General features: G+C 67.9%; 13 protein-coding genes. 6 read left to right on the top strand and 7 right to left on the bottom strand.

Going from position 1 to position 18,571, the window contains the following annotated elements; genetic code table 11:
- Positions 1–8 precede the first annotated feature (8 nt).
- The 5 genes from ACZK08_RS00300 to ACZK08_RS00320 are packed head-to-tail and all read right to left on the bottom strand — an operon-like array spanning position 9 to position 5,321.
- Positions 9–1,598 carry a family 43 glycosylhydrolase gene (locus tag ACZK08_RS00300; RefSeq protein ID WP_065182108.1) on the bottom strand — a complete coding sequence of 530 codons (1,590 nt, stop codon included), beginning with the start codon at positions 1,596–1,598 and terminating at the stop codon, positions 9–11.
- 16 nt (positions 1,599–1,614) lie between these two features.
- Positions 1,615–2,898 (bottom strand): TRAP transporter large permease, encoded by a 1,284-nt coding sequence (locus ACZK08_RS00305; protein WP_053516013.1) that lies wholly within the window; start codon positions 2,896–2,898, stop codon positions 1,615–1,617.
- A 3-nt stretch (positions 2,899–2,901) separates the two neighbouring features.
- A complete protein-coding gene (locus ACZK08_RS00310; RefSeq protein WP_065182107.1) occupies positions 2,902–3,441 on the bottom strand; it encodes a TRAP transporter small permease in 540 nt (179 codons plus the stop codon).
- Between the two features lie 10 nt (positions 3,442–3,451).
- Entirely contained in the window at positions 3,452–4,456 is a 1,005-nt protein-coding gene (locus ACZK08_RS00315; RefSeq protein ID WP_065182105.1) for a TRAP transporter substrate-binding protein, read from the bottom strand.
- 40 nt (positions 4,457–4,496) lie between these two features.
- Positions 4,497–5,321, bottom strand: a complete 825-nt coding sequence (locus tag ACZK08_RS00320) for a 2-keto-4-pentenoate hydratase (RefSeq protein ID WP_053516007.1) — start codon at positions 5,319–5,321, stop codon at positions 4,497–4,499.
- A 155-nt stretch (positions 5,322–5,476) separates the two neighbouring features.
- Here ACZK08_RS00320 and ACZK08_RS00325 point away from each other — a divergent pair, with 155 nt between their 5' ends.
- Genes ACZK08_RS00325 through ACZK08_RS00335 form a run of 3 tightly spaced genes read left to right on the top strand, consistent with a single transcriptional unit; the run spans position 5,477 to position 8,733 of the window.
- Positions 5,477–6,460, top strand: coding sequence for an alpha/beta hydrolase (locus ACZK08_RS00325; RefSeq protein ID WP_196768745.1), 984 nt, complete (start codon positions 5,477–5,479; stop codon positions 6,458–6,460).
- Positions 6,457–8,094: a carboxylesterase/lipase family protein gene (locus ACZK08_RS00330; RefSeq protein ID WP_065182104.1), complete on the top strand. Its 1,638-nt coding sequence runs from the start codon at positions 6,457–6,459 to the stop codon at positions 8,092–8,094. The genes ACZK08_RS00325 and ACZK08_RS00330 overlap by 4 nt, the downstream gene beginning before the upstream one ends.
- A gap of 51 nt (positions 8,095–8,145) precedes the next feature.
- The gene (locus tag ACZK08_RS00335) at positions 8,146–8,733 is read left to right on the top strand and encodes a cysteine dioxygenase family protein (RefSeq protein WP_053516003.1); all 588 of its coding nucleotides are present in this window, start codon (positions 8,146–8,148) and stop codon (positions 8,731–8,733) included.
- Positions 8,734–8,752: 19 nt separating this feature from the next.
- On the opposite strand, the gene ACZK08_RS00340 is transcribed toward ACZK08_RS00335, so the two are convergent.
- Complete coding sequence (locus ACZK08_RS00340; protein ID WP_065182102.1) at positions 8,753–12,553, bottom strand: LamG-like jellyroll fold domain-containing protein; 3,801 nt, start codon at positions 12,551–12,553, stop codon at positions 8,753–8,755.
- A 137-nt stretch (positions 12,554–12,690) separates the two neighbouring features.
- Positions 12,691–15,456: a TonB-dependent receptor gene (locus ACZK08_RS00345; RefSeq protein ID WP_065182101.1), complete on the bottom strand. Its 2,766-nt coding sequence runs from the start codon at positions 15,454–15,456 to the stop codon at positions 12,691–12,693.
- 285 nt (positions 15,457–15,741) lie between these two features.
- Here ACZK08_RS00345 and ACZK08_RS00350 point away from each other — a divergent pair, with 285 nt between their 5' ends.
- From ACZK08_RS00350 to adhP, 3 genes are all read left to right on the top strand, one after another.
- Positions 15,742–16,761 carry a sugar kinase gene (locus tag ACZK08_RS00350; protein WP_053515997.1) on the top strand — a complete coding sequence of 340 codons (1,020 nt, stop codon included), beginning with the start codon at positions 15,742–15,744 and terminating at the stop codon, positions 16,759–16,761.
- Positions 16,748–17,386, top strand: a complete 639-nt coding sequence (gene eda / locus ACZK08_RS00355; protein ID WP_065174105.1) for a bifunctional 4-hydroxy-2-oxoglutarate aldolase/2-dehydro-3-deoxy-phosphogluconate aldolase — start codon at positions 16,748–16,750, stop codon at positions 17,384–17,386. Before ACZK08_RS00350 ends, eda begins: the two co-directional genes overlap by 14 nt.
- Positions 17,387–17,480: 94 nt before the next feature.
- Positions 17,481–18,509 carry an alcohol dehydrogenase AdhP gene (gene adhP, locus ACZK08_RS00360; RefSeq protein WP_053515992.1) on the top strand — a complete coding sequence of 343 codons (1,029 nt, stop codon included), beginning with the start codon at positions 17,481–17,483 and terminating at the stop codon, positions 18,507–18,509.
- The last annotated feature ends 62 nt before the right edge of the window (positions 18,510–18,571 follow it).

Consider the following 18,571-nt stretch of genomic DNA (forward strand, 5'->3'; position numbering starts at 1 on the left):
CCGCGCACTCAGTCCAGCGCGCGGTAGCGGAAGCTGCGGAAGGTCACCGCACCGTCACCGGCAGCGTACAGCGCCGGCTTCAGGGCGAGAAACTTACCAGCCACATTGTGATGGTAACCCGAGGTTTCCATCTGAACCGGGTACTTCTGCCAGGTCCGGCCGTCGCTGCTGGTATGGAAGGTGACGATATGGCGGTTGTTGGTGACGCGCAGCCAGAGCCGCCCGCCGCGCTCGCTGGGCGCAAGCCGGGCAGGGCGTTCCTCGCCGTAGCGGTGCATGATGAACTGCTCGCCGTTGCTGCCCACGCCCACATAAAGACGGTCGCTGTAGAACAGCAGCGCCCCCCCGACTGCGCCCGGCGCTACCTCCAGCTCCACCTCGAACTGGTAGGCCGGATCGCCGGCGATGGTGGTCAGCGGAGACGCATCGCGCGGCGCACTGCCCTTGCCCTGCATCACCAGCCCATCGCCGCTGAAGCGCAGGCGCCGGTACTCGTCACTGCCCGGGTTGAAGAACGCCCACTGTGGCCCGAGCCTGCCGCCGCGGAAATCATCCGAAAGCGCCATGCCGTGCGGTGCCAGGGCGCTTCCGGAAGGCTTGCGCAGCGGTTGGCCGAGGTCACCGCCCCTGGCAACGAACCAGCCATCGTCCGTCCACTCGATCGGGTCCAGCAGGGTCTGCCGGCCCAGGGTCCAGAAGCCGTTCTCATACCCGTGGTACATCATCCACCAGCGACCGTCGGTGCCTTCGACCACCGTCGCGTGGCCTCGCGACCACCACGGCTCGGACGCCGACTGCGTGCGCGTGATCGGATTGTTCGGTGCGTTCTGCCAGGGCCCATGGATGGAACGCGAGCGCGCAGTGATCACCATGTGCCCGGTGGGTGGGCCGGCGGTGCCTCCCACGGCGGTGGTCATGTAGTACCAGCCCTCGCGGAAGTGGATCTTCGGTCCTTCCTGCGCATAGGCCTCCACATCCCAGCTCTGCGGATAGCGCCAGCCGTCGTAGACATGCTTCGGTGTGCCGACCACGCTCAGCCCGTCATCGGCCAGCTGCACATAGTCGCCTCCGCTGAGGAACAGGTAGCGCTTGCCGTCCTCGCCCACCGCATGGCCGGGGTCGATGTAGCCGCCCAGGCCGATGTCGATCGGATCGCTCCACGGCCCGCGGATGTCATCGGCCCACACCACGAAGTTGCTGCGGTGTTCGCCGGTCCGGGCCGGGAAGTAGATGAAGTAGCGACCCTGGTGCTTGACGATGTCCGGTGCCCAGATCGCACCCACGTTGCGGGTGATGGCATGACCCAGCGGCTGCCAGTTGACCAGGTCCCGCGAATGCCAGATCGGCAGGCCGGGATAGGCGTCGAAGGAGGACAGGGTCAGGTAGTAGTCCTGTCCGTCCTTCAGTACCGACGGATCGGGGCGGTCGCCGGCCAGCACCGGGTTCAGGTAGGTGCCGTCGCCGAGATCGGCCTGTCGCTGGTTCTCCAGCCCACGTGCCCAGGTCGGTGAGGCCGGGCCGGAGGCCAGCGCCGGAAGCGCGGCCAGAAGCAGGCTGGCCAGGGCCACGGCAGGGATGCGGCGAAGCGGACGGTGCATGGCAGCGGTCTCCGGCTCAGCTGCGCAGCGTGGCCGGCAGCCACAGCGACAGGGCAGGGAAGAAGGTGACCACCAGCAGCACGCCCAGCGCAGCGAACCAGAACGGCCAGATGGTACGCATGCTCTGGCCCACGCTGATCTTGCCGATGGCGGTACCGATGAACAGCACCGAGCCCACCGGCGGTGTCACCAGGCCCAGGCCGCCGGTCAGCACCAGCACCAGCCCGAAGTGGATCGGATCGATGCCGTACGCGCGCGCCACCGGCAGGAAGATCGGCGTGCAGATCAGGATCATCGGTGCCAGGTCCATGAAGGTTCCCAGCAGCAACAGCATCACCACGATCATCAGCAGCACCATGAACTGGCTGTGCGCGAAGGACTGCAGGAAATCCACCGCCGCCGCCGGCACCTGCAGGTAGGCCAGCAGCCAGCCGAATACCGCAGCGGTGGCGATCACGAACAGGATCACGCCGGTGCTGCGTGCGGCGTGGACGACCGTGGCGAAGAACTCGCGCCAGCGCAGTTGCCGGTACAGCACCGTGGTCACCAGCAGTGCGTACACCACGGCGATCGCCGCGCTTTCCACCGCAGTGAAGATGCCAGCGCGGATGCCGACGAAGATCAGCGCGACCAGACCGAGGCCGGGCAGGGCGGAGATCATCCGCAGCATCACCGCGCGCCAGCCCGGGAACACCTCCACGCCATAGCCGCGGCGGCGCGCGACGACGTAGCCGGTGATCATCAATGCCAGCGTCATCAGCAATGCCGGAACGATGCCGGCCGCGAACAGATCGGCGATCGAGAGGCCGCCACCGGCTGCGGCCGAGAACAGGATCAGGTTGTGCGAGGGCGGAACCAGCAGCGCGACCAGGGCGGCGGTGATGCTGACATTGACGGCGAAATCGCGGTCATAGCCGCGCTTGACCATCTGCGGAATCATCGTGCCACCCACCGCCGAGACATCCGCGATGGCCGAGCCGGAGACGCCGCCGAAGAACAGCGAAGACAGGATCGAAACCTGGCCCAGGCCACCACGCAAGCGCCCCACCAGTGAGGACGCCAGCGCGATCAGGCGCTCGGAGATGCCGCCGCGCATCATGATCTCGCCAGCGAAGATGAACAGTGGAATGGCGATCAGCGATGCAGACCCGGTACCTGCCGAAATCTGCTGGACCAGAACGATGGACGGGATGTCCAGGTAGAGCAGGGTGGCAAGGGCGGCCGCAGCCAGCGCGTAGGCCACCGGCACGCCCAGCAGCAGGAACACTGCGAACACCGAGAACAGAATGGCGATACCCATGGATCAACGATCTCCTTCAGCGTCATCGACGGCAGCGTCTGCCGGCGTGGACTGCGTGGCCTTCCACGCACGGTTCAGCGCGAACACCACCATCAGCACGCCGCCCAGCGCCAGCGGCAGGTAGTTGATGCTCTGCGGAAGCTCGGCACCGGCGGTCTTGATGTCCAGGCCGTCGAGAAGAAGCTCGGCCGACCACACTGCGATGAACGCGCCCAGCACGGCCACCACCAGTTGCACCAGCACGTCCACAGCGCGGCGCAGCGCCGGCGCCATGTAGGCATGCAGCAGGAAGAAGCCGAAGTGGCGGTTGGTGTGCACGCCACAGGCCGCGCCCAGGCTCATCGCGGTGCTGAGCAGCAGCAGGGTCACCGGCTCGGTCCAGCTCGGGGAATCGTTGATCACATAGCGCGCGAAGACCTGCCAGCCCTGCACCACCACCAGCCCCAGCAGGGCCGCCACGGCGGTGTAGATGGCAATGTCGGCGATGCGGTCCAGCAGGCGCTGCCCGGGGCCGGGTGGGGAAAATGTCGTCGTTTCGGTCATGGCTAAGTCCTCAGGCTGCACCGCGGATGCGATCGACCAGCGCGGCGATTTCCGCGTGCTGCAGGTACTGCTGCAGCAGGGGCTGCGCGGCGGCGCGGAACGCCGGCATGTCGACCTCGTTGGCCTTCACGCCGTACGCCAGCACCGCGCGTCGTGCCGCATCCTCGGAGGCATCCCACTGGTCGCGCATCACCTTCACCGACGCACGTGCGGTCTCCAGCAGCAGCTGGCGGTCATCCGGCTGCAGCCGCTCGAAACTGGCGCGTGACATCAGCAGCACGTCCGGTGCATAGGAGTGATCGCTCTGCGACCAGTAGTGCGCAGCCTCGAAGTGACGGCTGGAGTGGAAGCTGCGCATGTTGTTCTCGGCACCGTCGATCATGTGCGTCTCCATGCCGGAGAACGTATCGCCCAGCGACATCGGCGTCGGGTTGGCGCCGAGCAGCCGCATCAGCTGGATGAAGATGTCCGATGATGCGACGCGCAGCTTCAGCCCGTGCAGGTCACCGGGCTGCGTGATCGGATGCCGGGTGTTGTAGAAGCAGCGCGCACCGGAATCGTAGATGGCCAGGCCGACCAGGTCGCGGCGTTCGAAGCCGCGCAGCACGGCATCGGCCACGCCGCCATCAAGCGCTGCCCGCTGATGCGCCACCGATTCGAACACGTAGGGCAGGCACAGCGCCTGGGTCAGCGGAAACGCGTTGTTCAGCGCGCCCGCATAGACACGGGTGATGTCGATGGCGCCGAAGCGGGCCATGTCGATCGCTTCGGACTCGCGGCCGAGCTGGCCCGAGTGGTACTGGCGCAGACGCAGGCGTCCCTGGGTCTCACGCTGCAGGGTCTCCCCGATCCACTTCACCGCTGTCACGGTGGGGTAATCGGCCACGTGCACATCGGTCGCCGTCAGCAGTTGGCCGCCGGCTGCGTCAGGGCCCGGCCCGCGGCCACAGGCGGCGAGCAGGGGAGTGGCAAGTGCAGTGGCGCCACCGGCCAGGAAATGTCGTCGTGTGATCATCTGCGCCCTCCCGCGCGTGTTCACTGGATCGTGCCGCGGCTTACCCGGCCGGCACGGCCCTGCAGGCAATCTCGCCGAAGCCGGCGAAGCGCACCAGCGCCGTTTGTCCTGCCTGGATGTCGTGGATGCCGGTCGCATTGCCGGTGGCGATCAGGTCGCCACGCCGCAGGGGCCGGCCGCGAAGCGCGGAACGGGACAACGCGAACGCGTACGCTGCGCGCAGGCCACCAGGCAGGCGGCTCGCGCCGCCGACCCCGACCACTTCACCCTCGATCAGGGTCTCGGCGCGCAACGCCGACTCATCGAGGGACGTCCAGTTGCCGATCTCCGGCCCCAGCACGAGGCCGTTGTTGTTGCCGAAGTCGGATACCACCACGCGCGGGCCCAGCTCGTTGATCGTTGCCAGCGGGCTGCTGGCAACCTCGACACCGAGGTACAGGCGGGCCGGCAACGCTTCAGCCTGTTCCGGCGACCAGTGCAGCTGGTCGGCGGGGGCATCCTCCAGCAGTTCCAGCACGTACTCGGCCTCGATCGCGGCGAAACCGCCGACGAACACCGGAACATCCGTTGTTCCACCGGTAGCATTTTTGAGCTGAGGCTTGAAGATCGGCCCCAGCAGCCGTTCGTCCCCGGACGCATCGCGGCGTTCGGCAGCGATGTAGCCGACCTTCCAGCCGACCACCGGCTGGTTCCAGCGGGCGATGGCCAGGTCCTGGACCTGGTAGGCCGCGACCAGGTCCGCCGGGATGTCGCCCGGGAACGCCTCCAGTGCCTGGCCCGCAAGGCGTGCGGTGGTGAAGGCCTGGGCAATCGCGGCCGCATCGGCCGGCGGCGTGTGCCCATGTGTGCCGTGTTCGTTGCTCAAGAACGTCTCCCTCTGGCGTTGTTGCGCTGCCTATCGACAGCGTCTGCAGGACGTGTATATGGTAAACCGGTGTCATCACGCAAGCGGCAGCGCATCACGCCGTCTTTGCCGACGCCGCCAGCGCCCTGCCCTGTCCTGTTGGAGCCCCGTCAGTCATGCGTCTGCCCATCGTGTTGCTGTGCCTGTCCCTGCTGCTGCCGGCGGCGCCCGCCTGCGCGGTCGACACGCCGCTGCGCGAAGGCGAGCATGTGGTCCAGGCGTTGCCCGGCGAGCAGCTGCCGTTGTGGCCGGCAGGCGCAGTGCCGGGCGAAACCGGCACTGCACGTCCGACGCGGGTGGTCGAGCGCAGTGCGGACCCTGCACGCCCGGACCGCTACGCCGACCAGATCGACGCGCCCTCTCTGCAGGTGTACACACCCGCCCGGCCGAACGGCCGGGCCCTGCTGGTGATCCCCGGCGGCGGCTACCAGCGGGTGGTGATCGACAAGGAGGGCAGCGCGCTGGTTCCGTTCTGGGTGGACGGCGCCGGCTACACCCTGTTCGTCCTGCGCTACCGCCTGCCGCAGCCGGGGCGCGACCGCCAGGCCGCGCTCGCCGACGCGCAGCGCGCGCTGCGGGTGGTGCGCGACCAGGCGCGACGGCGCGGGCTGGACGCGGACGACGTGGCGGTGATGGGCTTCTCGGCGGGCGGCCACGTCGCGGCGCGGCTGGCCACCGGCTTCGACATCGCCGTCCATCCCGCACGGGATGACCTCGACCGGCTGAGCGCCCGCCCGAGCCGTGCCGTGCTGGTCTACCCGGTGATCGACATGGGCGCGCATGCGCACAGCGGCTCGCGTGCCCGCCTGCTGGGCGAGCATCCGGGTACCTCGCTGCAGGCAGACTATTCGATGCAGCAGCGCGTACGTGGCGACATGCCGCCGACGCTGCTGGTCCACGCCGCCGACGACGCCGTGGTGTCGGTGCGCAACAGTGAACTCATGGCGCAGGCACTGGCGGGTGCGGGTGTCGAGCACGAACTGCACGTCTTCGCCCATGGCGGCCACGGCTTTGGCATGGACATCCCCGCGCGGTCGACGCTGGCACTCTGGCCGCTGCTCGCACAACGCTGGCTGGGCCCTGCGGAGGACGCGCGATGAACGATGCGCCGGCCGACCTGCAGCGTCGGCGGTTCCTGCGCGACAGCGCCCGCTGGGCGCTGGCCACCGCGTCCGCTACGGCTGCCTTCACCGCATTGCCAACGCTGGCCAGCGTGCCGGGTGTCCGCGACGACCGCCTGCCATTGGCCCGGGTCCGTGGCGGGCGTGTGCGTGGCCAGCGCGAGCACGGGGTACTGGTGTTCCGTGGGCTTCGCTATGGTGCCGACACCGCTCAACACCGCTTCCAGCCGCCGCGGCATGAAGCTGCCTGGCGCGGCATCGCCGATGCACTGGAGTACGGTCCGGCCGCACCGCAGGGCGGCAGCGAAGGGCCCGGCAGCGAGGACTGCCTGTTCCTCAATGTGTGGACACCCGCGCTCGGCGACGGTGGACGCAGGCCGGTGCTGGTGTACGTGCACGGCGGTGGATTCAACAACGGGTCCGGCAGTGATCCGCTGTACGACGGCGCTGCGCTGTGCCGCCGCGGCGATGTGGTGGTGGTCACCCTCAATCATCGCCTCAACACGTTCGGCTATCTCTACCTGGGGGCGTTGGGCGATCCGCGCTACGCCGCCTCGGGCAACGTCGGCCAGCTCGACCTGGTACAGGCGCTGCAGTGGGTGCGGCAGCACGCGGCGGTCTTCGGTGGCGACGCGGCGAACGTCACGGTGTTCGGGCAGTCCGGCGGGGGCGCCAAGATCGCCACGCTGATGGCGATGCCTGCGGCCCGAGGGCTGTTCCACCGCGCGTGGACGATGAGTGGCCAGCAGGTCACCGCTGCCGGACCGCGCGCGGCCGCGCAGCGCGCTGCGATCGCGATGCAGGCCGTTGCTGCACGTGATGTGCAGGCCCTGCTGGACCTGCCGGTCGACGTCTTGCTGGAAGCCACCCGTGCGCGTGATCCCTCGCGCGTGGAAAGCACGTCGCTGTACTTCGGCCCGGTGCTGGACGATGTGGTGCTGCCGGTGCATCCGTTCTGGCCACAGGCGCCGCAGCAGTCGGCGGCGATTCCGATGGTGATCGGCAACACCCGCGACGAGACCCGCGCGTTCCTCGGCAACGATCCCGCCAACTTCGCCCTGACCTGGGAAACACTGCCGGCACAGCTCGAACGACAGCAGTTCGTCGATCTGCGGCCGCAGACCGTGATCGCCGAGTATCGCCGCCTGTATCCGCACTACACGCCCTCTGAAGTGTTTTTTGCTGCAACCACGGCTGGCCGCAGCTGGCGCGGAGCGGTGGAGGAACTGGAAGCGCGGGCGCGCCAGCCCGCGGGCGCAGCACCGACCTGGGCGTACCAGCTGGATTGGGGGTCGCCGGTGGAGGAGGGGCGCCTGCGTGCTTTCCATACGCTGGACATCCCGCTGGTCTTTGACAACGCAGGGTTGCCGGGCGCGCGCACCGGGGGTGGCGATGATGCGCGTGCGCTGGCGGCGACCATGAGCGAGGCCTTGATCGCCTTCGCCCGCAGCGGCGACCCCAATCACGCCGGATTGTCGCAATGGGCCCCTTATACGCTGCCGCAACGGCGGACAATGCTGTTCGATCGCACCAGTCGCGCGGTTGACGATCCGCGCGCAGGCGAGCGCGCGCTCTACGGAAAAGTGCCTTTCGTGCAGCGCGGCACGCAGTGATGACACCGCAGCACAAACATTCTGTTAACTCCGCTCGGCTAGAGTCGGGTCATGGGAGACACGTTCACGCCACTGCCGTTCGCCGGCCGGGAGCGCCTGCTTGCCGCCATTGATGGTGCGGTAGCGCTGGCGGATCCGCACGCGATCACCGAGGGCCTGCAGCGCGTGCTGCGTGATGCCATCACCGATCCTTCGATACAGCTGCCGCCGTGTGTACGGCGACCGGTGCGTGGTCACTACGCACGTCGTGAACTGCACCGCAGCCGGACCCTGGGGTACAGCGTCATCGCCATGTGCTGGGGCCCGGGGCAGGGTACGCCGCTGCACGATCACGATGCGATGTGGTGCGTGGAAGGCGTCTGGCAGGGAGAACTGCTGGTCACGCCGTATGCGCTGCTGGAGCGGAAGGGCACTCGCCACCGCTTTGCCGCGCAGCCGACACTGTACGGCCAGCGCGGCAGCGCCGGCAGCCTGATTCCCCCGCACGAATACCACACGCTGCGCAATGCCAGCGATGCCGATGTGGCCGTGTCGCTGCACGTCTACCAGGGCGTGATGGAGCGCAGCGCGGTGTTCGAGCCGCTGGGCGATGACTGGTACCAGCGACGGGTGAAGCGTATGGAGACCGACGCGGCATAGCCCGCGCCGGCCGCCGCGTTCAGCGCGGCACGTCCACGACGTTGTTGAGCAGGGTCACTTCCTCGCCACCGTCAGCGAGGGCGACGCGCACGCGCAGGCCACCCTGATGACCGGCGGGGATCATCAGTGTCACGTGGGTGGTCTTCGGTTCCAGGTCATCGGGTGCCGCCATCGCGGGCACATCGGCACGCGCGATCTCACGGCCCGTGGTGTCTTCCAGGATCGCCACGCCCGCGCCGGTGGCCACGTGGCCCAGGCTGTGCACGGTCACCCGCACACGCTGGCCGTCCACCTGCACATCACCGCGGCCGACGCCCAGGTCGGCGCGTGTTTCCACCGGGCTGCCGGCGACAACGCGCTCGAACTCGAACAGTTCCGTGCGCCCGGGACGGAACTGCATCGGCACCGCGCGGCTGGTTTCCAGCCGCACCGTGCGCTCCGTCGGCGTGCCATCGATGCGTCCATCTCCATCGGCATCCACGCCGGCACGGATGCGCCACGTGCCGCTGGCAACGTTCCAGCCGGTCATGTCGGCACTGATGGTGCGGTTACCCAGATTGTGGCTGGTGATGGTGAAGCGCTCGCGCGACGGCGCATGCACCAGCAGTGCAACCTGTTCGGCGGCACCGTCGCGATCGAAGCGCCAGCTGACCGTATGCCCGGGCCAGCTCTGGTTGCGCTTGAGCGCGATGCCCCCCAGCCGGGCGCGCTGCAGGAACTCGCTGGGTGCTTCCACGCGATCGGACCACCAGTGGCCCTCGGTGTTCATGTAGGCCCGCAGCACCTTGGCCTGCAGTCCTTCGGCATGCAGTGCATCGATGTACTTCAGGTCACCACTGGCCTGCCAGGCCATCAGGCTGGCGAAACCGGTCTTTCCGGCGTCGGCTTCGGCAGTCAGCTGCGGATACCAGTCCTGCTGGCGTCCCAGCACCTCGACGATGTTCTCGCCGAGATTGGCCAGCGCGCCCGGTCCCCCGCGTGCCACGCGATAGTCCAGCGCCTGCAGGTACTTCGCATCGCCGGTCCAGCGCCAGGCGGCCCAGAAGGTATGCAGCGTGTCGCCGCCGCCGGAACCGTCGTTGAGTTCACCGCCGCGGGTGGCGCCGGTGGCCCAGTGGATCTCGTTGGGCAGGGTGAAGCGTCCTTTCGCGTCCGTGCCGGCATGGGCGAGATAGCTGTCGGCCAGGCCGGTCACCAGCCGGCGCCCGGTCGGATCGGCGTTGTACTGGCCCAGCAGGAACGCGGGGTGCAGCACCGGGAACGAATACGGCTTCTGCCATTGCCAGTTCGGTTCGCGGTAGATCCTGTTGCCGCCGAACCAGTTGCTGGAGAACAGCAGGTGTCCCTGCGGATTGGGCAGGATGATCCGCTCGTCGAATGCCTTGACCGTCTCCATCAGCCGTTCCAGCGTCAGCGGATCGCCCCAGTTGAGGTACAGCATCGCGCTGTTGGTGTTGATGCCCTCTTCGTAGGCATGCAGCTCATCGGTTTCGATGGTGCTCAGGCCGTTGCTGAACATGCCATTGCGATACACCGCATCGGACAGGGCGGTGAGCGAGGCATTGAGGCGGTCCGGCTGCACGCCCATCAGCGCCAGGCCCGGCCACTGCTGGGTGAGATCGGAATCATCGGAGATGCCGCCGCCGAAGTCGCCGTAGGGCACCTGGCGATGGTCGATCCACCAGTCGACGAAGCGACGCACCTGTGCGAGGTCCTGCACCTGATGGAAGGCCCAGGCCGGCACACCGGCGGGCACCGCCGGTGCGGAGTAGGGCGGCCGGCCCTGGCTGTTGTAGCTGATGTAGTTCCAGTACTGCCGCCCCAGTGCGTGGTCCGGATCGACCCGCAGCAGGTCGCTCAGGTCGGCGTAGACGCGCGCATACAGGCGCTGTCGCTTGGAGGTGGTGTGCTCCTCCACCAGGAATCCCCAGTTGTCGCGCACCTGGTTGAAGCGGTCGGCCACGTGCTCCTTCAGCGCTTCGGCGCGCGGCTTGAACACCAGCCGGATCTGCGCGCCATCGAGCGCCCGGGCATCGAAGCCGGGCGCGGCCGAGGCGATGCTCAACCACAGGCTGTCAGGGGTGAGGATGCGGTCGCGCAGATCCAGCCACAGGGTGCGCTTCTGTCCCGGCTGCACCGAGACCGACACGTCGATCATGTCGCGCGCCGGCCAGATCGGGTCCTTGATGCGGATGTTGAGCGGAATCAGGCCTTCATGCGTGGCCGCCAGATCCAGCGCGGGAAGATCGATGGCAACGCCGTCCAGGCCGTCGTGCATGTTCTCCCAGCTGTAGGCCCAGCTGCGGATCAGCGGCTGGTCGGGCGGCGCATCGCCTACCCCGGAAGGAATGAGCACGTGCACGATCGGGCGCGGCTGCGCGGGCAGGGTACCGGCATCGCGGCGGCGTGAGCCGGCCCCCTTGGGCAGCGCCATCACCGTGCTGCGTTCGGCCTCGGGATAGCGACCGTCGATGTAGCGGCGCAGGGCATCCAGATTGGTGTAGTCCGGCAGCGCCTGGCTGTCGATCGTGTAGGTCTGCTTGACCGTGCCGTCCGGCTCGCTGCCCTCGCTCACGGCGTAGGCCCAGATTTCCTGGATCGGCGTTTCCTGCTCGACGTTGCTGAAGCGCAGCACGCCGCCGCTGAGGGACGGGATCGGATCGACGCTGCGCACCACGCCGCGCGGGCGGGTGAACAGGGTGCGGGTGGCGTGCGCGGCGTCGCTGCCATGTGCCAGCGTGCCGAAGGCCGCGCCGCGGATCTCGATGCGGTTGACCGTCTCGCCGTCCGGCAGCGTCAGGTCCAGGTGCTTTCCACCCTCCACGTAGGTGTTCCAGTCCGGCAGCTGGAAGTAGTCGTTGCGTCCGGGCAGCCGCGAGCGGTTGTAGACGCCGGGCCATGTGGTCTCGGCGATGCCGTCGGTGGCCTTCCACATCCACGCCTTCAGGTCGCGGGTGTCGGCGAATTCGACCTTGCGGATGCGGGTGGTCGGCGCGGTCAGCGCCGGTGGTGCGGTGCCGTCCCAGCCGAAGCGATGGCGCCAGGCACGCAGGCCTGCCTCGGGAACCTCGGCGGTGGTGGGCGTAACGCCACGGGCCAGCGCCGCCACGGCCGGCGCATCGAGCATGCGGTCGTAGATGCGGATGTGCTGGAAATCGCTGCCGCGCAGGAAGTTGTAACGGCTCTGTACCTGGTACGGTGCCATCACCCGACCGGCCAGGCCAAGCTGGTCCAGCGCGGCATCGTAGTCGCCGGTGGTCTGCGCGCGGGCCACTTCGCGTCCATCGATGAACAGGCGTACACCCTGGTCCTCGTCCCAGGCGAAGGCCAGATGCAGCCACTGGTCCGCGCGTGGCGGCGTGTCCATGCGGAACGAGACGCGGGTGCGGGCAAGATTGGCATCGGTGACGAACGCATCGAAACCGTGGCCGTTCCAGTCGATGCGCAGCCACGCCATGTCCCAGCTGCTGTGATCGGCATAGCCGACGCGGAAGATCACGAACGGGGCTTCGCCCACCGCGTACCGCGCACGCCAATCGAAGGCCAGGGTGCCGTGCTGGGCCAGGATGTTGCCCGGCGCATCCCACGCCAGGACGCCATCGTCCTGCCATTGGATGGCCTTGCCGCGTACACCGTCATCGACCACCGCCACCCTGTCGCGGAAGTTCGGTATCGCCTCGCCGTGCGCCACGGTGGCCTGCAGGCCCTGGTTGGCGTCGACGTGGAACAGCAGGGTTGGGCCATCGGCAGCTGTCGCAGGGCCAGCAGCCAGGGCCACTGCCAGCAGCAGGCAGCGGGACAGGGTCGAGCGATGCGGCATCAGATGTTTCCTTTCAACGGGCGACAGCCGGCGTAGGGCCGCCGGACCGTAGCAAGGCCACGCCGCCACGGCACCTTGCGGCGCAGCAGCGGTCGTGGCGAACGGCGATGCACCGGTCGGCGCATCGCCGGCGCTGCTCAGAACTTGTAGCGCACGCCGAGCAGGAACTGACGGCCGGTCTCGGTGTACTGCAACGGCAGGCGGCCGGTCGCGGGCGAATACACCCACTCATCGGACGCTTCGTTGGTCAGGTTCACGCCTTCCAGGCTCAGTTCCAGCTGGTCACTGATCCGGTAACGGATCGACGCATCGATGACCGTGGTACCGGTCATGCCGTGGTAACCGTCCAGATTGAAGCCGGTTTCCTGGCCCGGCACCTGGGTCAGGTAGTCATCGCGGTTGGTGGCCGAGATGCGCCCGGAGAAGGTGGTGCCTTCGTAGAACAGGGTCGCGTTCCACGAGGTGTTGGACAGGCCCAGCAGATCGTTCTTCATCACCGGCTGACCGGCCGAGTTGATGTACTGGATCTTCGAATCCACCCAGGTGTAGTTCAGCTGCAGACCGAGGTTGGCCCACTTGCCCGGCAGGAAGGTGAAGGGCTGGGTGTAGTTCGCTTCTGCGCCGAACAGCTCGCCACCCGGGGTGTTGACCGGACGGGTGAAGGTGAACTCATCGGTCGGCGATGCGCCGGTGCCGATCAGCAGTTCGGCAGGCAGGCCGCTGTCGGTGTACGGCCGATTCTCGCGCAGCGTCTGTACGGAGGTTTCGATGTCCTTGTAGAACAGGCCAAGGCCGGCCATGGCGCCTTCGGCGAAGTACCACTCGAAACTCAGATCGACATTGGTCGCGCGGGTCGGATCCAGGTTGGGGTTGCCGCTGGAGATGGTGCGTGCGCCACCGGCCACGGCCACAGTGGCACCCGGCGTCAGGCTGCCCAGGCCGGGTCGGGTCATCACCTTGGCCGCACCCAGGCGGATCAGGAAATCGGGGGTGACTTCGGCAACCAGGTTGAACGAGGGCAGGGTGTCGTCGTAGGTGCGGGTGGCGGTGGTGGACGTGGTGCCACTGGCCAGCGTCGACAGCCCGGTGGAGGACTGCTTGGTGCGCACATAGCGTACGCCGACGTTGCCGGACAGCGGCAGCGAGCCGATCTCGGTGGAGAACTCACCCATCAGGTAGGCACCGCGATCCTTCTCTTCCACGCTGCGCACGTTGTTGGCGCGCGGTGCGACGGCGTAGATGCCGCTGTTGCTGTAGATGTCGAACTGATCGGCGACGGCGTCCAGATCCGGCACCACCCAGTTCGAGGGATTGCCGCTGATGCCCTTCAGGCCGGCCTGCGTGGTCATGTCCACCGGAACGATCCTGCTGCCATCGGCGAAGGTGGGCACGGCCAGCTCGCTGCCACGGCGCAGTTCGGTGGTCTTGAACGTGTAATCCTTGGCCAGCACGCCACCCTTGAGGCGGAAGCCGGGGCTGATGTTCCAGTTGAAGTCGATCTGGCCGGTATCGAAATCATTGTCCACGTACTGCGGTCGCAGGCGGATCTCCGCCAGTTCCCAGCCGTTGGGATCGGTGGGATCGATGCCGTAGTTGAGGATCGGCGAGCGGTTGTTGCCCCGGTAGTCGTAGCTGTAGCCGTCGACGTCGTACTTGTCCATGATGATGGTGGTCTGCACCGGGTTCTCATGCCGGGACCGCGAGACCCCCAGCTTGCCGGACAGGGTGAAGTCGTCGCTGAAGCGGTGCTGGCCGTTGAGGCTGATCTGCTTGAACTCGGTGCTCCACTCGTCGTGGCGGTTCTCGCTGCGGATGTCGACGTTGTCGAACTCGCCGTAGACCAGCGCGTTGTTCTCGATGACGCCGTTCCTGACGATCATCGACGGCTTGCCGGCCAGGCGTGGCTGGCTGGTGTTGGCACCGCGGCTGAAGGAAATCGCCTCGATGTAGTGCTCGTCGCGGGTGGCATCGATTTTCGAGTACAGCGCGTCCAGCGAGATCTCGGTCGCGTCGCTGGGCTTCCACTGCAGCGTACCGGTCACGCCCAGGCGCTTCTGCTCATGTTCCATCTGCACGTAGCGCGGGAAGCGCGGGTGGTAGACGTCGGCACTGCGCGCGGCGGTGAACGGGGACGACGCACTGAAGTTGCCGTTGCTCGGGCCGTTGGCCCAGCGGCCCGTGTTGGAGCCCTCCTCCAGCGCCTGGCGCTCGGAGTAGGCCACCGACAGCAGGGCGCCGAACGTACCGTCGGCGAAGATGTTCGACACCAGCGCGGCCATGCGCGGGTCGGCCTTCTCCGCCATCGCGTTGTAGCCGGCCTGGCCGCTGGCGGCGAAGGTGAAGCCGTCATAGTCGAACGGCCTCGCCGTGCGCAGATCGACGGTGGCGCCCAGTGAGCCTTCTTCGACATCGGCCGAAGCGGTCTTGCGCACCACCAGCTGCGAGAACAGGTCGGAGGCGAAGACATTGAAGTCGAAGCCACGGCCGCGGTTGGTACCACCGCTCTGATCACCGGCGCCGACGGTGGTCAGCGCCTCCATGCCGTTGATGCGCACGCGGGTGAAATCCGGGCCGAGGCCGCGCACCGAGATGTTGCGTCCCTCGCCGGCCTCGCGGGTGATGACCACACCCGGGATGCGCTGCAACGACTCGGCCAGGTTCAGATCCGGGAACTTGCCGATGTCCTCGGCGACGATGGCGTCGACCACGCCGGCCTCGCCACGCTTGATGTCCAGCGCCTTCTCCACGCTGGCGCGGTAGCCGGTGACGGTGACCGTATCCAGGTCCGTGGCGCCGGCGGCGCTGCTCTGCTGCTGGGCGGTCGCATTGGCCGCCAGGGCCAGTCCGACGGCCATAGCGAGCAAGGTAACCGGTGTCTTTTTTTGGTGGTTCCGAGACTGCATGCCTTTCCCCTCTCCCAAAGGTCTGGTGCTGCGGCTGTTTCAGCGTGATGACACCGCTGGTCAGAGCGGACGTTAGCAGCACGTCCCGGATCCGGCATCTTGCACCGCAACAGATCTGAAATGTCTCCAAGAGGCTTGCAGGACAATGCTTCCGTCAGTTCCTACGGGTGCGTGGGGCGCATCGGAAGGCTAGAATGACACCGATGGCCAAACGCCGCGCCGACGCGTGGTACACATTCACGCCGTGCAGTTTCACATGCTGGCGGCAAGCGGGGAGGAGTGGAGATGGGGCGTATCGTATGTTTCGGGGAACTGCTGCTGCGGCTCGGCGCGCCCGGTCGCGAGCTGCTGCTGCAGTCGCCGCAGCTGCAGGTGCACGTGGGCGGGGCGGAAGCAAACGTGGGTGTCTCGCTGTCCCGATTCGGACATGACGTGGCCATGGTCAGCACGGTGCCCGGCAATGCCCTGGGGGCGCACGCACTGGGTGAACTGCGCCGCCATGGCGTCGATACGCGGGCGGTGCGCGAGGTGGCGGACGGTCGCATGGGCCTGTACTTCCTCACCACCGGCGCGGTGCAACGTGCCAGCGAGGTGGTGTACGACCGGGCCGATTCAGCCTTCGCGCGCAGCACTGCAGCCGATCATGACTGGCCGGCGCTGCTGCAGGGCGCGGACTGGCTGCACCTGTCCGGCGTCAGCCCTGCGCTGGGGCCGCAGGTGGCCGAGGCGACGCTGGCGGCGGCATGCGCCGCGCGTGCCAGTGGCGTGCGCGTTTCCTTCGACGGCAATTTCCGGCCCACGCTGTGGCAGCGCTGGGGCGGCGACGCGCAGGCGATCCTGCATGCCCTGTTCGACCAAGCTGACATCGTGTTCGCCGACTACCGCGATATCGAAGTGATCCTGGGCCAGCGCTTTACCCAGGCCGGCGCCGTGGAGCGCGTGGACGCTGCCGCAGCGGCGGCATTCGCCGCGTTCCCGCGGCTGCAATGGCTGGCATGCACGCAACGGCAGGCGCTGAGCGTGGACCATCATGCGCTGGGCGCCCTGCTGCTGGGCCGTGAGGGCGTGCGTGCGCAGGCGCCCGTGCGGCAGCTGACCGGCATCATCGATCGCATCGGCGGCGGCGATGCCTTCGCGGCAGGCATCCTGCATGGCATCCTGTCAGGCTTCGATGCCGACGCCACCGTGCGTTTCGGCCTGGCTGCCGGCGGACTGAAGCATTCCATCCCCGGCGATTTCAATCCTGTCAGCGAAGCTGACGTGCTGGCCCAGATGGGCGAGGAGCGATTCGATGTCCGGCGCTGATCCGCGCGTTCGCGCGGTACTGAAACTGGCACCGGTGATTCCGGTGTTCACCCCCGATGATGTCGACGATGCCGTGCAGGTGGCGCAGGCGCTGTTCCGGGGCGGTCTGCCGGTGATCGAGGTCACCCTGCGCACACCCCGTGCGATGGATGCCATCCGGGCAATGGTCGAGGCCGTACCCGACGCGGTGGTGGGGGCCGGAACGGTGCTGACGCCCGCGCAGATGGAGGCGGCCAGGGCCGCAGGTGCGCGCTTCGCGGTGTCGCCGGGAGCAACGCCGACGCTGTACGCGGCCGCGCGCGATGCCGACCTGCCGTATCTGCCGGGCGTGGCCACGGGGTCCGAGCTGATCCTTGGCCTCGAGCATGGCCTGGATACCTTCAAGTTCTTCCCCGCGGTGCAGGCCGGCGGCGCGGCACTGCTGGCGGCCTGGCACGGCCCCTTCGCCGACGTGCGCTTCTGCCCGACCGGTGGCATCAGTGCCCAGACCGCGGCGCAGTTCCTGCACCTGCCGAACGTGCTGTGCGTGGGGGGTTCATGGCTGACCACGGCGGCCTTGCTGCAGACCCGCGACTGGGGCGCGATCGAACGCCTGGCACGCGAGGCGTCCGTGCTGGCGGGCTGAACCGGCAGGCAATCTTCCAGGATTTGATCGGGATCAAAGCGCCGGCCTCGTGCCGGCGTCACTCTGTCTGCAAGCGAACGACGGAGGAAAACCCATGAACAGAACCATGAAGGCGGCTGTCGTTCGCGAGTTCGGCAGCCCACTGGTCATCGAGGAAGTTCCGGTACCACGCCCGGGGGCGGGCGAGGTGCTGGTCAGGATCGAAGCCTGCGGTGTCTGCCACACCGACCTGCACGCCGCCGAGGGCGACTGGCCGGTGAAACCGGACCCGCCGTTCATCCCCGGCCACGAGGGCGTGGGGCACATCGTGGCCGTGGGCGGCGGGGTCGGGCATGTCAAGGAAGGCGACAGGGTCGGCATCCCCTGGTTGTACTCGGCGTGTGGCCATTGCGAACACTGCCTGGGCGGCTGGGAAACGCTGTGCGAGACGCAGCGCAACACCGGCTACTCGGTCAACGGCGGCTTCGCCGAGTTCGCACTGGCCGATGCCAACTATGTCGGCCTGCTTCCGAAGGAGGTGGGCTTCGTCGAGATCGCGCCGGTGCTGTGCGCCGGCGTGACGGTCTACAAGGGCCTGAAGGTGACGGACACGAAGCCCGGTGACTGGGTGGCGATCTCCGGCATCGGTGGCCTGGGCCACATGGCGGTGCAGTACGCGCGTGCGATGGGTCTGAACGTGGCTGCCATCGACGTGGAGGACAGCAAGCTGGCACTCGCGCGGCGGCTGGGCGCGCAGGTCACGGTCAACGCGCGCACGACCGATCCGGCAGCATTCCTGAAGAAGGAGATCGGTGGCGCACACGGGGCGCTGGTCACCGCGGTATCGCCCAAGGCCTTCGAGCAGGCGCTGGGCATGGTCCGGCGGGGCGGCACGGTCTCGCTCAACGGACTGCCACCGGGCAACTTCCCACTGGACATCTTCGGCATGGTCCTCAATGGCGTGACGGTGCGCGGTTCGATCGTCGGCACGCGGCTGGATCTGCAGGAGTCGCTGCAGTTCGCCGCCGAGGGCAAGGTGGCGGCCACGGTCAGCACCGACCGCCTGGAAAACATCAACGAGGTGTTCGCCCGCATGCGCGCGGGCACCATCGACGGGCGCGTGGTACTGGACATGGCCGCCTGACACCCGTGCATGGCCGCCGCGGCCCGGCACCCTCTCCCACGGGTGCGGCGGTCATGCCGATC

This window comes from Stenotrophomonas sp. 112478_Sma, assembly GCF_056479905.1.